The sequence below is a fragment of the Bradyrhizobium sp. UFLA03-84 genome (assembly GCF_002289535.1).
Classification (GTDB): domain Bacteria; phylum Pseudomonadota; class Alphaproteobacteria; order Rhizobiales; family Xanthobacteraceae; genus Bradyrhizobium; species Bradyrhizobium viridifuturi.
In genome coordinates this window covers 41,592-54,498 of sequence record NZ_NSJY01000010.1, presented here as the reverse complement: position 1 = coordinate 54,498, position 12,907 = coordinate 41,592, and the positions used below count along the sequence as shown (strand labels likewise).

General features: G+C 64.3%; 12 protein-coding genes and 1 tRNA gene. 7 read left to right on the top strand and 6 right to left on the bottom strand.

Features of this window, described 5'->3' with window-relative positions:
- The first annotated feature begins 481 nt into the window (after window positions 1–481).
- Together CK489_RS12055 and CK489_RS12050 are read left to right on the top strand one after the other, a co-directional pair.
- Window positions 482–2,056: a putative bifunctional diguanylate cyclase/phosphodiesterase gene (locus CK489_RS12055; RefSeq protein ID WP_095732475.1), complete on the top strand. Its 1,575-nt coding sequence runs from the start codon at window positions 482–484 to the stop codon at window positions 2,054–2,056.
- A complete protein-coding gene (locus CK489_RS12050) occupies window positions 2,053–2,889 on the top strand; it encodes a hypothetical protein (protein ID WP_095732474.1) in 837 nt (278 codons plus the stop codon). Before CK489_RS12055 ends, CK489_RS12050 begins: the two co-directional genes overlap by 4 nt.
- Window positions 2,890–2,935: 46 nt before the next feature.
- On the opposite strand, the gene CK489_RS12045 is transcribed toward CK489_RS12050, so the two are convergent.
- The 3 genes from CK489_RS12045 to cpdR form a co-directional block, all read right to left on the bottom strand.
- Window positions 2,936–3,202, bottom strand: coding sequence for a hypothetical protein (locus CK489_RS12045; protein ID WP_143278125.1), 267 nt, complete (start codon window positions 3,200–3,202; stop codon window positions 2,936–2,938).
- Between the two features lie 421 nt (window positions 3,203–3,623).
- Window positions 3,624–3,698, bottom strand: a tRNA-Val gene (locus tag CK489_RS12040).
- Window positions 3,699–3,777: 79 nt separating this feature from the next.
- Window positions 3,778–4,137, bottom strand: coding sequence for a cell cycle two-component system response regulator CpdR (cpdR, locus tag CK489_RS12035; protein WP_016843340.1), 360 nt, complete (start codon window positions 4,135–4,137; stop codon window positions 3,778–3,780).
- A 305-nt stretch (window positions 4,138–4,442) separates the two neighbouring features.
- Here cpdR and CK489_RS12030 point away from each other — a divergent pair, with 305 nt between their 5' ends.
- The 3 genes from CK489_RS12030 (at window position 4,443) to CK489_RS12020 (ending at window position 7,736) form a co-directional block, all read left to right on the top strand.
- Window positions 4,443–5,330 carry an N-formylglutamate amidohydrolase gene (locus tag CK489_RS12030; protein ID WP_050630666.1) on the top strand — a complete coding sequence of 296 codons (888 nt, stop codon included), beginning with the start codon at window positions 4,443–4,445 and terminating at the stop codon, window positions 5,328–5,330.
- Window positions 5,331–5,900: 570 nt separating this feature from the next.
- Window positions 5,901–6,680, top strand: a complete 780-nt coding sequence (hisN, locus tag CK489_RS12025; RefSeq protein ID WP_095732472.1) for a histidinol-phosphatase — start codon at window positions 5,901–5,903, stop codon at window positions 6,678–6,680.
- A gap of 87 nt (window positions 6,681–6,767) precedes the next feature.
- Window positions 6,768–7,736 (top strand): Bug family tripartite tricarboxylate transporter substrate binding protein, encoded by a 969-nt coding sequence (locus CK489_RS12020; protein ID WP_095732515.1) that lies wholly within the window; start codon window positions 6,768–6,770, stop codon window positions 7,734–7,736.
- A gap of 2 nt (window positions 7,737–7,738) precedes the next feature.
- On the opposite strand, the gene CK489_RS12015 is transcribed toward CK489_RS12020, so the two are convergent.
- Window positions 7,739–8,386, bottom strand: a complete 648-nt coding sequence (locus tag CK489_RS12015) for a glutathione S-transferase family protein (RefSeq protein WP_095732471.1) — start codon at window positions 8,384–8,386, stop codon at window positions 7,739–7,741.
- A gap of 19 nt (window positions 8,387–8,405) precedes the next feature.
- Window positions 8,406–9,299, bottom strand: a complete 894-nt coding sequence (locus CK489_RS12010; RefSeq protein ID WP_050630623.1) for a LysR family transcriptional regulator — start codon at window positions 9,297–9,299, stop codon at window positions 8,406–8,408.
- Between the two features lie 91 nt (window positions 9,300–9,390).
- Here CK489_RS12010 and CK489_RS12005 point away from each other — a divergent pair, with 91 nt between their 5' ends.
- Complete coding sequence (locus CK489_RS12005; protein ID WP_095732470.1) at window positions 9,391–10,143, top strand: sulfite exporter TauE/SafE family protein; 753 nt, start codon at window positions 9,391–9,393, stop codon at window positions 10,141–10,143.
- A 69-nt stretch (window positions 10,144–10,212) separates the two neighbouring features.
- Here CK489_RS12005 and CK489_RS12000 read toward each other — a convergent pair whose 3' ends face one another.
- Window positions 10,213–10,848, bottom strand: coding sequence for a LysE family translocator (locus CK489_RS12000; RefSeq protein ID WP_095732469.1), 636 nt, complete (start codon window positions 10,846–10,848; stop codon window positions 10,213–10,215).
- Between the two features lie 238 nt (window positions 10,849–11,086).
- Between CK489_RS12000 and CK489_RS11995 the strand changes: the two genes are divergently transcribed.
- Window positions 11,087–12,886 carry an adenylate/guanylate cyclase domain-containing protein gene (locus CK489_RS11995; RefSeq protein ID WP_095732468.1) on the top strand — a complete coding sequence of 600 codons (1,800 nt, stop codon included), beginning with the start codon at window positions 11,087–11,089 and terminating at the stop codon, window positions 12,884–12,886.
- Window positions 12,887–12,907: the final 21 nt, after the last annotated feature.

Here is a 12,907-nt window from a genome sequence, read left to right as displayed (position 1 = left end):
TCATGCGGCAATTCACCGCGAGCGACACGAACGCAATCCGTGCAGACGGAGCACGTACGGCGCGGACCGCACACGCGCGCGCATGTTGCGGAACTCTCGGATGGCGGTCGAGATGACGAAAGTCACGGCCCACCAGATTCACGGGAGAACATGAGCGGCGGCGCGAGCCAGGCCACGGGCATCAGGCTCATCGGCAGGAGGCGAGCGCTGCCGCCGATCGGAAATGCGCTCCAGACATCTGAGGAAGATGTCCGCTCCCAGACGTTGGTTGCTGGCAGGGAGCCGGGCCATGCGCCGGAACTCGGTAGTTCTACCGTCGACGAAAGTCTCGATAAATGGACTGCGCCACCATCGTAGATTTGTAACCATCTTGCAAATCGTTATCGCGCAAAAGTCGCGGACGGCCTTCACGCAACCTTTTGCAAACTCCAAACTGCCTACCGTCGCCGAATATTTTGATGATGGTAGTGGGGACGAGTAGATGGTTGGACCGCGGCCCAATGTTTCAATGCGGCTCGGGGCCACGATCAGGGAACTGCATTCTGGCGTCGAGAATGATCCCGCCGTTGCGTCGGCCGGGACAAGTTCGGAGGTCGAGCGCCTGCGTGGCGTCATTGCACGCCTAATGCACACGGCGGCGCATGACCAGCTGACCGGGCTTCCGACACGCAGCCTGCTGCTGGAACGGCTGGATCGTGAACTGGCGCGCGAGGCCGATGACGGCGCGCGGGTCGCGGTGCTGTTCGTCGATCTCGACAACTTCAAGCTCGTCAACGATTCACTCGGCCACAGCAGCGGCGACAAGGTGCTGATCGAGATGGCCCGGCGCATCGTTGCATGCCTCGGACCGGACGACACCGCGAGCCGGTTCGGCGGCGACGAGATGGTCGTCCTGCATCCGCGTGCCTCGGATTCTTCTGGAGCGACACTGGGCAGGCGGATCCTCGCCGCGCTGGCCGAGCCGATCCTGCTCTCCGGCAAGGAGGTCGTGGTCTCGGCAAGTGTGGGGCTCGCGCACTGCAAGCCCGGCACGAAGTGCGCCGAGCAATTGCTGCGCGAGGCGGATACCGCCCTCTATGCGGCAAAGGTCCGCGGCCGGGCGCGTTTGGCGGAGTTCAACGACGAACTGCATGCGCGCGCCGAGAAGCGCGTCCAGATCGAATCCGATCTGCGGGCGGCGCTCCGGGAATCACAGCTGTTTGTCGAGTATCAACCGCAGGTCCGCCTCAAGGATGGATGCGTCGTGGGCGTCGAGGCGCTGGTGCGCTGGCGACATCCCGAGCGCGGCATCATCTCGCCCGCCGACTTCATTCCCGTCGCCGAGGAATGCGGGCTCATCGTCAAGATCGGACGGCAGGTGCTGCAGGAATCCTGTCGCCAGCTCGCCGAGTGGACGAGGCAGATACCGGGCTGCCGGCTGGCCATGACCGTCAACGTGTCGCCGCGTGAGATCGCGGAGCCGACCTTCATCGAGGAGCTGCGCCAGGTTCTCGCCACGACCAACGTCGATCCGACCGCCCTGTGCCTCGAGATCACCGAAAGCGTCATGATGAGCGCGCCGGAGGAGGTCGTGCAGGTGCTCGATCAGATCCGGCAGCTCGGCGTGTTTGTCGCGATCGACGATTTCGGGACCGATCATTCGTCGCTGTCGCGCCTGCGCGACATGCCGGCCGAAGTCTTGAAGATCGACCGCAGCTTCATCGACGGTCTCAGCAGCGAGCCCGGCGATACCGCGATCGTGTCATCGATCCTGAGCCTGGCCTACGCGATGGGCAAGCACACCATCGCCGAGGGCGTGGAGAGGAGCGAGCAGGCCGCCATGCTGCTGCGCATGGGCTGCGACGTCGCTCAGGGCTATTTCTTCTCGCGGCCGGTTGCGGCCGAACTGATTGCGCCGATGCTGACCAAGGCGCTCTGGCATCCAAGTTCGGGACGCGCGCTGCACGCCGCGCAGCCCGTCGAAGGACCGGTGCGGCGCGGCCATCACTATTTCATTGACGAGTTTCTGGATCACATCGGGGCGCCGATGGGCACCAAGGCGACGGTCTCGCGATGATGTACCTCGTCATTGGTCTCAGCAATCTGGCGATCGGGCTGGCCTACGCAGGCCTTGGGCTGTTGTCGGCCTGGGAAACCGTCAGCCTGCATCGTTACCGCGGCTGGTCCCGCTTCGGCATCGGATTTTCGATGATGGCTGCGAGCTGCGGCCCGCATCACCTGGTGCATGGCTTCCAGGTGCTGCAGGGCGAGAGCGTGTCCTGGTCGATGCTTGCCGTCACCCTGCTCGGGCTGCCGGCGGGGCTGACATTCGTGTTCCTGCGATTCGAAACGATATTGGGCGGCCAGGGCGAGCGATTGATCGCCCTCTCGCCGCATCGCGCGATGCTGCTGGTCGGTGGGTTCGCGATCACCGCGGGCTGGCTCTCGGCCTGGGCGATGGCCCAGCCCGGTGCATACGTCCCGTTCCTTTGCACGTCGGCCGAGCTTGCCGCGCGCGTGTCGACGCCAGGCAGCTGGATCGACGTTGCGTCAGCCACGTTCTTTGCCAATGTGTTCGTGACCGTGACCTACGGCCTGGTCGGTTGGTATCTGGGTGATCATCAGGTGCGCCGCTATCTTGCGACCGGCGTGTGGTCGCTGTCCGGAGCGGCGCTGACCGGCGTGTTCTTCAGCTGCGCCCTGATCCACCTCATCGATGCCACGACCCACGGCAGCGGCTCGATGCTCGTCTTCGACCTGATCGGCATTCCCGCCTCGGTGTATTTCCTGTGGGTCGTCGAGCAGCTGCACAGCGACTCCGTGCTGGACTGGAATCGGCGTCCGCTGGTCGGCGCCGCGGCAGCGCCGGCGCGGCCCTCACCGTGGAGCGGCGGCGGCGTGCCGCATTGAGCGGCCGTCTTCGGTTGGCGATGGTCGTCGCATGGTGGACGCGAGATCAGTCACGCGCGCCCGGTTCGGGCCGACGAGAATCGTCTGCAGGCGTCATCACCACGACGAACAGCATGTTGATCAGCACCCAGATCGAAAGCAGGCTCAGCGCGGTGTGCACGGTGATTTCCGATGGAACGGCAGGCGTCGATGGATCGATCGCGATGCCACGACGTATCAGCACCAAAGCCGAAATTCGACGCGTAGTAGCCCGGGGCGTAATTCTACGGGACATCACCGGACGGCGAACGGGCTGAAGGTTTTCATCAAGCAAGCCGATGCATTCGCGATCACTGCGCCCGACGGCACAAGCCCCGCAGCCAGACGTCGCGAGAATGCAGACCTGTGATTCACCGGTCGCTCAACAAGCGCGGTGTCGTCCCGGCGCAGGCCGGGACCCATAACCACCGATGCCTATTGTTGCGCGATGCTGGACGACAAGTCCCGTTCACAACACCGGCCGCGGAGTATCGGTCCCTGCTTTCGCAGGGACGACGTGTGGAAGGAATCGTGCCCCACCACAGCTGTCATCGCCCGGCTCGACGGGGCGATCCAGTACGCCGCGGCTTCTCGGCTCAAGCATCAGCGTCTCTATTGCAAAGCGTGGCTTGCCGAGCCGTAGCTCGCGGCCAAAGGCCCGCCTACGCCCGTTGGGCTTCGGCGTTGCATCCTTCTCTCGCTTCGCGAGCGAAGGATGGTGGGTGCGACAGGGATCGAACCTGTGACCCCTACCATGTCAAGGTAGTGCTCTCCCGCTGAGCTACGCACCCAAAGCCATGTTTGGATCGGGTCCCTATAACGGACCGCGGCGGGGCAGGCAAGGATGCAAAGTGAAGGTTTTTTGGCGAATCAGGCCGCCAGCAACTTGTTCACTTCGCTGACCAATTCCCTGAGGTGCACGGGCTTGGCCAGCACCTTGGCGTTTTTCGGTGCCTCCGAATCGGAATTGAGGGCCACTGCGGCGAAGCCGGTGATGAACATGATCTTGATATCGGGATCGAGTTCCGAGGCACGGCGCGCCAGCTCGATGCCGTCCATCTCGGGCATCACGATGTCGGTCAGCAGCATTTCGAACGGCTCCTCGCGCAGCCGCTGATAGGCCGACATGCCGTTATCGTGCGGCGAGACCTTGAAACCCGCATTTTCGAGCGCCTTGACCAGGAAGCGGCGCATATCGGTGTCGTCTTCGGCGAGAAGTATTTTCGGCATGGCAGGAATCGTCGAATCCGGCTTGAGGAGCAGTCCGAACAGTAAGCCCGACAGACGGTAAATTTCGGGTGAAATTTGCGTCAAGCCAGTGGCAAATGCGCACCACCAATTTGTGGACCGAACCACGCGTCGAATCAACCATCTGCGGCATTTCCCGCTTTTAAGACGCGTTCCAAGGCGCACCACACTCTTTTCACTTGGCAGAATGATCGCGATTACCGACAATGACTGCCCATAAATCTCCGCTTTTCCGGCAGAATCAGTTCTTGCGGGGCGAGGCGGACGCAAGGGACGGCGCCAAGGGAATGACCGAATTTGCTGGCGAGTTGTCGCCCCCGTTCGAGATCGTTGAGCCGCAGGCCTGGCGCGCGCCGATCATCTTTAATTCCCCGCATTCGGGTTCGGTCTACCCGGCCGAATTCCTCGAGGCGTCGCGTATAGATGTGGCGGCGCTGCGCCGCTCCGAAGACAGCTTCATGGACGAGTTGATCGCCGGCGTGAACGATCGCGGCTTTCCGATCGTCCGGGTCAATTTCCCGCGTTCCTATGTCGATGTGAACCGCGAGCCCTATGAGCTCGACCCGCGGATGTTCACCGGGCGGCTGCCGAGCTTTGCCAACACGCGCTCGATGCGGGTGGCCGGCGGCCTCGGCACCATCCCGCGCGTGGTCGGCGACGGGCAGGAGATCTACCGCGAGCGGCTCGACGTCGACGACGCGCTGCGGCGGATCGAGGTGCTCTACAAGCCCTATCACCGCGCGCTGCGCCGGCTGATCAACAAGGCGCACCAGGCGTTCGGCACCGTGATCGTGGTCGACTGCCATTCGATGCCATCGATCGGCGTGTCGCGCGACGAGCCGCGCCGGCCCGATGTCGTGATCGGCGACCGCTACGGCACGAGCTGCGCGCCACTGCTGCCCGATCTGGTCGAGGAGATCATGAGCTCGCTCGGCTATTCGATCGGCCGCAACAAGCCCTATGCCGGCGGCTTCATCACCGAGCATTACGGCAACCCAGCGAGCGGCCTGCACACCGTGCAGATCGAGCTCAACCGCGCGGTCTATATGGATGAGCGGCACCGTGAACGCGGACCGCGCTTCGCCCAGGTGGCCGCCGACTTCGCGACACTCGCCGATGCGCTCGCAAGGATCCCGTTCGGAGATCTCGGCCCGTTCCAGGCGGCAGCGGAGTAGCGGCGTCCTTGAATCGAGCTGCGGTGATCGACGAAGTCGTGAACCGGGAATTCAGTTGGTGGCGTGACCGGATGCGAAATTGGATTCCGCATTCATGCCGGAAAGCGTCGAGCCAAGAAAAAAGGGCCGCTTGAATGAACAAGCGGCCCAAGTCTAGGGAGGAAACGCCCAAGGAGGGCAGCGATAGCGCGAGGCGCTACCGCACCGCAACAATATGCGACCGCGCTGCACAAAACGCAAGAACTTTCGAAACATTTCCTGCGTATTTGTTAGTAGGCTGTCGAAATTGTCACAGGCCCAAGGCCGCAATTTTTATTATTCAATATCAGCGGCTTACAGGATAAATCCCGATCGGACGGCGGTTTGCGCATAGCTTGTATACCAGAACTCGCGAGTTCGTGATCCGGTCCGCAGCCAGGGAGGCTTTCGAATCCGAAGCCAAATCGAAAGTCCGGAATCAATCATCAGGCTGGGATAACACTCCGTTAATCGTGCGCGCCGCATTGGATTGAGCTAGGCAAGAGCGCATCCGACCTCTTCCACGTCGGTTGCGCATTTCGGGGACAAGCCGTGACGGTCATCGACTTTACCGCCTTCATCGGCCGCCTCGCGACCGCATCCGGCGAAACCATCCTGCCCTTCTTCCGCACCTCGCTCTCGGTCGACAACAAGAGCTCGAACGATTTCGATCCGGTCACCGAAGCCGACCGGGCCGCCGAGGCGGTGATGCGGCGGCTGATCAAGGCGAACTTCCCCCAGCATGGCATCGTCGGCGAGGAGTTCGGCAATGAGCGCGAGGACGCCGACTATGTCTGGGTGCTCGACCCGATCGACGGCACCAAGTCCTTCATCGCCGGCTTTCCGATCTGGGGCACGCTGATCGCGCTGCTGCACAAAGGTACGCCGGTATTCGGCATGATGCACCAGCCCTATATCGGCGAGCGCTTCTCCGGCGACAACGGCTCGGCGAATTATTCCGGGCCGTCGGGCGAGCGGCGGCTCTCGGTGCGGCGCTGCGCCTCGCTGAAGGAGGCGACCACCTTCACCACCAGCCCGCTCCTGATGAATCCGGATGACCGCGCCCGGTTCGGCCGGGTCGAGCAAGCGGCGCGCCTGTCGCGCTACGGCGGCGACTGCTACTCCTATTGCATGCTCGCGGCCGGCCACCTCGACCTCGTGATCGAGACCGAGCTGAAGCCCTACGACATTGCCGGTCTGATCCCGATCGTCACCGGCGCCGGCGGCGTCGTCACCACCTGGGACGGCAAGCCGGCGCAAGGCGGCGGCCGCATCATCGCAGCCGGCGATCCGCGCGTGCATGAAGCCGCGATGAAGCTGCTCAACGCCTGAGCCTCTCTTCGCCTGATTTCTTGAGTTGCCCGGCGATTGATCTACGCCCATCCTGACCGCAACGAGAAAAGTCAGGGATCGGCGCACATGACGATTTGCGGCAGGCTGCTGGCGGCATTGTTCCTGCTTCTCGCGCCCGTTGCGGCTTCGGCCCAGGAGTTCCCGACCAAGCCGATCCGGCTGATCGTGCCGTTCCCGCCGGGCGGGCCGAACGACATCATCGCGCGCGTGATCGGGCAGAAGATGTCGGAACAGGTGAAGCAGCCGATCATCGTCGACAACCGCGCCGGCCAGGGCGGCGTGCTCGGCACCGACGCGGTCGCGAAGGCCGCGCCCGACGGCTACACGGTTGCGATCGCGAGCGCCGGCGCGCTGGCGATCAGCCCGAGCATGGAGAAGGTCGCCTACGACACGCTGAAGGATCTCGCGCCGGTGACGCTGGTCGCGACCGTGCCGGAGATGCTGGTGGTCGCCACCAACGTGCCGGCGAACAACGTGAGCGAACTGGTCGCGCTCGCCAAGGCGCAGCCGGGCAAGCTCAACTTCGCCTCCTCCGGCCCCGGCAGCCTGCCGCATCTGGCCTGCGAATTGTTCAAGCTGACCGCGAAGATCGACATCGTGCACGTGCCGTATCGCGGCGCTGCGCCGGCGGTGAACGATCTGCTGGGCCAGCAGGTGCAGATGACCTTCCTCGACCTCCCCGTGATCCTGCCGCAGATCAAGGCGGGCACGCTGCGGCCGATCGCGCTCGGCGGCCGCGAGCGCGCCCCGACCGCGCCCGACGTGCCGACCACGACGGAAGCCGGCATGCCCGACCTGATCATCGAGAACTGGTACGGCATGGTCGCGCCCGCCGGAACGCCGCCGGCGATCGTCGCAAGGCTGAACAAACTCGCCGCAGAGGCGATGGCTGATCCGGCGGTCAAGGCAAAGCTCGCCGAGCAAGGCCTGACATTGGCCGGCGACACGCCGGAGCATTTCCGCGACTTCATCGCCAACGACATCAAGCGATGGGCGAAGGTGATCGCGGATGCAGGCGTGGTGACGACGAAGTAGGGCTAATAGTCGAGCCGGCCGCGCAGCTCCTCGAACGGAATCATGACGTGCTTACGAAACGGCGGGCGTTGTTGCAGCGTCCGATACCAGCGCTCGACCGCCGGCAGCGGCGGGCGCGTGATCTCGAGCTCGAAATAGCGATAGAGCGAGGTTCCGGCGGTGATGTCGGCGAGCGACAGGTTCTCGCCGAGCAGGAACGGATTGCCTTCAAGGAGGCGCTCCAGCTTGGCGAAATGCTGCTCGCAGCGGGCGAGCGCCGTCTTAATCGCCGGCCAATTGCGCTGCGCTTCAGGCGTGCGGAAGAACCCCCAAAACACGCCGCCGAGAAAATCCGGCTGCAGGGCGGTCTGCGACCAGTCCATCCAACCGTCGACCCGCGCCCGGACGACGGGATCGTCGGACCAGAAGCAGCCGTTGCCATGGCGCGCGGCGAGGTAGCGCAGGATGGCGTGGGATTCCCAGACGGTTGCCTCGTCATCCCTGATGACAGGCACGCGGCCATGCGGGTTCATCGCCAGGAAGGCCGGCGCATCGAGCCCGCCGAAGGCGCCGCCGGCATCGATGTGCTGATGCGCCAGATCGAGCTCACCGATCAGCCACATCACCTTCTGCACGTTGAACGAGCTGCGCCGTCCCCAGACCTTGAGCATGGTGCTTTCCTTGCTTCCGTCAGCGTTGCGCTTCGGCCCGCAAATATTCCACGAGCTGCTTGGCGGCGCGCGGCAGCGCCTTGAAGCTGCGGGCGCAGATCGTGAGCCGGCGATTGGCCCAGCCGTCGCGGATCCTTATCGTCGTGATCGGCATCGCCGCGGCGCAGCGCCGGGCCGCGGTTTCCGGGACAACGGCAATGCCGACATCGGCTGCAACCATCTGGCAGATGGCGTCGAAGCCGCGCAGGCGGGCGCGAAAGCGCAGCCGCGCACCGAGCTTTGCCGCGTGGCGGGAAATATGGACCTGCAACGCCGACGTCGCCGTGAGGCCGACGAAATCGCGCCCGACCACCTCCTGAAAATCGATCTGGCGGCGGTTGCCGAGATCGCTGCGCCGCGACGCCACCAACATCAGGCGGTCCTCGCTGAACAGGAAGCGCTCGACGCTGTCGGGCAGCGCGTGCTCGGCGGCGAAACCGAGATCAGCGGCGCCGCTGGCGATCGCGGTCGCGATATCGGTGCTCTCGCGCTCCTCGACATCGACGCTGATATCGGGATGTTCGTGCAGGAAGGCCGCGAGCGCGCGCGGCAGATGCTCCGACAGGCCCGAGGTGTTGGCGAGCAGCAGCACGTTGGCGCGCACCCCGCTGGCATAGGCGGCGAGATCGCTTTGCAGCGCCTCGACATTGTGAATCACGATGCGGGCATGGCCGAGCAGGCTTTCACCCGCCGCCGTCAGTTCGACGCCGCGGCGGCCGCGCTTGAGCAGTGCGACGCCGAGCGCCTCCTCGAGGCCTTTGATCCGCTCGCTGGCGGACGCTAGCGCGAGGTTTGCGCGCACCGCGCCCTGCGTGATACTTCGCGCGTCGGCAACCGCAATGAACAATTGCAAGTCGATCAGGTCGAACCGCATGATTTTCCCGCCCTCGCCCTTCGGGCTACCCGAAGGCTAACTCCGTAACCTCCAGATTGTGCCGATCGCGTCTATCGGTCAATGTCCCGCCATGGTCGACCATCTGCTGATCTTCATCGCTTTCGCCTTCCTGCTCGCCGGCTTCGTCAAAGGCACGCTCGGCCTCGGCCTGCCGACGGTCGCGATGGGGCTGTTGGCAACCACGATGGCGCCGGGCCAAGCGATCGCGATCGTGATCGTGCCGGCGATCGTGACCAATATCTGGCAGACCTTCGTCGGCCCCTATCTGCGCGATATCCTCAAGCGGTTATGGCCGCTGATGCTCGGCACTGTGGCCGGAATCTGGATCAATGCCGGGCTGTTGACCGGGCCGTACGCAGCGTACGGCACCGTCGTGCTTGGTGTCCTGCTGGTGATCTACGCGATCGTCGGCTTGAGCCGTTTCAACTTCAAGGTCGCGCGGCGCCATGAGAAATGGGTCGGCGGCATCGTCGGCGTCATCACCGGGCTGATCTCGGCCGCGACCGGCGTCCAGGTCATCCCCTCGATGCCGTTCATGCAGGCGATCGGCATGGACAAGGACGAGCTGGTGCAGGCGCTCGGCGTCTTCTTCACCACCGCGACCCTGGCGCTCGCGTTCAACCTCACGGCCTCAGGCCTGCTGACCGCGGCGACCGCGCTGCCCGGTGCGGTGGCGATGGTGGCGTCGTTCATCGGCATGTTCATCGGCCAGGCGGTCCGCACACGGATGCAGCCGGACGTGTTCCGCCGCTGGTTCCTGATCTCGATGATCCTGCTCGGCATCTATCTCGCCGGTAGCGCGCTGCTCAAGATCCACGGCTAGATTCTTGTTTGACGCGTTTTCTTCACGCGAACCGGTAAGCCACTTCGCTCGAAAACGCTCTGGCGACGGCTAGCGCGACTCCAGCATGGCGACGCGGACGCCGAGATAGATGAAGAGCGCGCCGAGCGAGCGGTTGATCCAGGCGATCACGCCCGCCGATTGCCGGATGCGGCCGGCGGCCTTCGCCGCAAAGGCCGCAAGGCCAAAGCACCACAGCGTGCCGCCGGTGATGAAGATCAGCCCGAGTACCAGGAAGGCGAGCGTCTTGTGGGCCGAGTCCGCCGCTACGAATTGCGGCAGGAAGGCGAGGAAGAACAGCGCCACCTTCGGGTTGAGGATGTTGGTCAGGGCGCCTTGCCAGAACACGCGCGAGATCGAGGTCTCGCCGGCCTGCCCCGCGATCTCGGCGATCGGCTTGGCGCGCGACAACAGCATCTGCAGGCCGGTGAGCACCAGATAGGCGGCGCCGATCAGCTTGACGGCCAGGAACGCCGTCGACGACGCCATCAGCAGCGCCGACAGCCCGATCGCCGCGCCCAGCACATGGACCAGGCAGCCGCAGCTGATACCGATTGCCGCAGCGGCGCCGCCGCGCCACCCGAGCTGAATTGTGCGCCCAATGATATAAGCGGTATCCGGCCCCGGCGTGACGTTGAGCAGCAGCCCGGACAGGACAAACAGCCAAAGTTCGTGAATTCCCAGCATGCGGCGAGATTAACCCATGTAAGTAACGAACCGGAAAGGACGGTCAGCCAAGCTGCGCCATCCCAGCGACACACGAATTCAGTAGAGAAACGGACTGTACGATCCGTTGGTCGCATGCCAATTCCTGCTACTATGCATTATAGGTGCCCACAAACCGAGCTTCCGCCGGACCCGGCCTGTCTTGTAAGTATCGGATTCGGTCACCTCGGCTAAGTGGCCATTCCAGGGCACAGGAGACATGGAAAGACGGCTCGCTGCCATTCTTTGCGCTGACATCGCCGGCTATTCCCGCATGATGGGTGTCGACGAGGCGGGGACGCATGCCTCGTTCAAGGCACACCGCAGTGCGATCTACCCGATTATCCTCAACCATGGCGGCCGAATCGTCAAAAACACCGGCGATGGCTTCCTGCTGGAATTCCCGAGCATCATCGGCGCGATTGAGGCCGCCGTCGCGATGCAGACCCTGATGGCCGAGCGCAACGAACATCTGCCGGCCGACCGTGCTATGCATTTCCGGATGGGCGTCCACATGGGCGACGTCATGGCCGACGAGGACGAGGTGTTCGGCGACGACGTCAACATCGCAGTCCGTCTCGAGACGGTCGCTACGCCCGGCGGCATCGCGGTGTCGGACAAGGCCCGCACCGAGGCGGGACGGCGGCTTGCCGTCAGCCTGGTCGATGCCGGCCCGCATCGCTTCAAGAACATCGCCGAACCGGTCAATGTCTGGACCTGGGCGCCGGCCGGGACCGACGCGCAGGAGCAGGCTCCGGAGGATGGGCCGCATCTGCCGGGGCAATACCGCACCGCGATCGTCGGCGTGCTGCCGTTCGACAATCTGAGCGGCAGCGCCGACGAGTATTTTTCGGACGGCCTGACCGAGGATCTGATCCACGCGCTGTCGCTGCAATCCTTCTATCGCGTGCTGAGCCGCAACTCGACCTTCGCCTACAAGGGCAAGAACGTCTCGACCCGCCTGATCGCGCGCGAGATCGACGCCACCTATCTGATCCAGGGTTCGGTGCGGCGCGCCGGCAACAAGATCCGCGTCACCGCCGAGCTGATCGCACCCGAGAAGGGCGAGCAGCTGTGGACCGGCCGCTACGACCGCGACATGGGCGACCTGTTCGCGATGCAGGACGAGATCACCGCCAATCTCTCCGCCGCGGTCGCGCAGGAGATCTATCGCGCCGAGGCTTCGGCGCCGGCACGCTCGCCGAACTCCGAGCTGACCGCGTGGGATCGCTTCCTGAAGGGCCTGTCGCACTACTATCAGCAGACCCAGTCCGACTGCGAGACCGCGATCGCGCTCTTCAAGGAGGCGATCGAGCTCGATCCCGCGCTGTCGATCGCGCGCGCCTATCTCGCGCTGATCCAGATCCAGAGCATCCAGTTCGGCTGGATTCCGAGCACGCGCGAAATGTGGGCGTCGTCGGTCAGCCTGGCCGAGAGCAGCGTCCGGCTCGACCCGCGCTCCTCATTCGCATTTTCGCTGCTGGCCTATCTGCATGCGATGCAGGGTCACTACGAAGCGGCGATGGACGCGATCAAGCGGGCGATCGAACTCAACCCCTACGACATGGGCGCGCGCGGCGTGCTCGGTATCTGCCACATGGTGATCGGCGACCATCGCCAGGCGGTCGAACTGTTCTCGACGGCGGTCCAGCGCGGCAACAGCGACCCGCGCTATCAATGGGGCGCCTTGAACGCGTTCAGCCATTACCTGCTCGGACAGTATGACGCATCGCTGTCGTGGTCGCGCGAAACGCTCTACCTCAACCCGAACCATCTGCAGGGCCTTGCGGTGCGCGCCGCGGCGCTCGCCCAGCTCGGCCGCACTGAGGAGGCCGCGCAGGCGGCCGAGGCGCTGCTCGCCAACCATCCCAAGCTGACGGTCGAACGTCACTTGCGCAATTTCCACTGGAAGAATCCGGCCGACATCGCGCATTATCGCGACGGCCTCTTGAAAGCCGGCCTCCCGTTCGGCAAAATCGCTCTGGTTGCATCCGCATCGAAGTTCGCCGTCGATTCCTGAGCGAATTCATCCACCGGTAAT

What these genes read in the sequence shown, in the direction of transcription:
- CK489_RS12005 (WP_095732470.1), top strand. Translation starts at nt 9,391, where the DNA reads ATGGTCGACCATCTGCTGATCTTCATCGCTTTCGCCTTCCTGCTCGCC.
- CK489_RS12055 (WP_095732475.1), top strand. Translation starts at nt 482, where the DNA reads ATGGTTGGACCGCGGCCCAATGTTTCAATGCGGCTCGGGGCCACGATC.
- CK489_RS12020 (WP_095732515.1), top strand. Translation starts at nt 6,768, where the DNA reads ATGACGATTTGCGGCAGGCTGCTGGCGGCATTGTTCCTGCTTCTCGCG.
- CK489_RS11995 (WP_095732468.1), top strand. Translation starts at nt 11,087, where the DNA reads ATGGAAAGACGGCTCGCTGCCATTCTTTGCGCTGACATCGCCGGCTAT.
- CK489_RS12050 (WP_095732474.1), top strand. Translation starts at nt 2,053, where the DNA reads ATGATGTACCTCGTCATTGGTCTCAGCAATCTGGCGATCGGGCTGGCC.
- CK489_RS12030 (WP_050630666.1), top strand. Translation starts at nt 4,443, where the DNA reads ATGACCGAATTTGCTGGCGAGTTGTCGCCCCCGTTCGAGATCGTTGAG.
- CK489_RS12015 (WP_095732471.1), bottom strand. Translation starts at nt 8,386, where the DNA reads ATGCTCAAGGTCTGGGGACGGCGCAGCTCGTTCAACGTGCAGAAGGTG.
- cpdR (WP_016843340.1), bottom strand. Translation starts at nt 4,137, where the DNA reads ATGCCGAAAATACTTCTCGCCGAAGACGACACCGATATGCGCCGCTTC.
- CK489_RS12010 (WP_050630623.1), bottom strand. Translation starts at nt 9,299, where the DNA reads ATGCGGTTCGACCTGATCGACTTGCAATTGTTCATTGCGGTTGCCGAC.
- CK489_RS12000 (WP_095732469.1), bottom strand. Translation starts at nt 10,848, where the DNA reads ATGCTGGGAATTCACGAACTTTGGCTGTTTGTCCTGTCCGGGCTGCTG.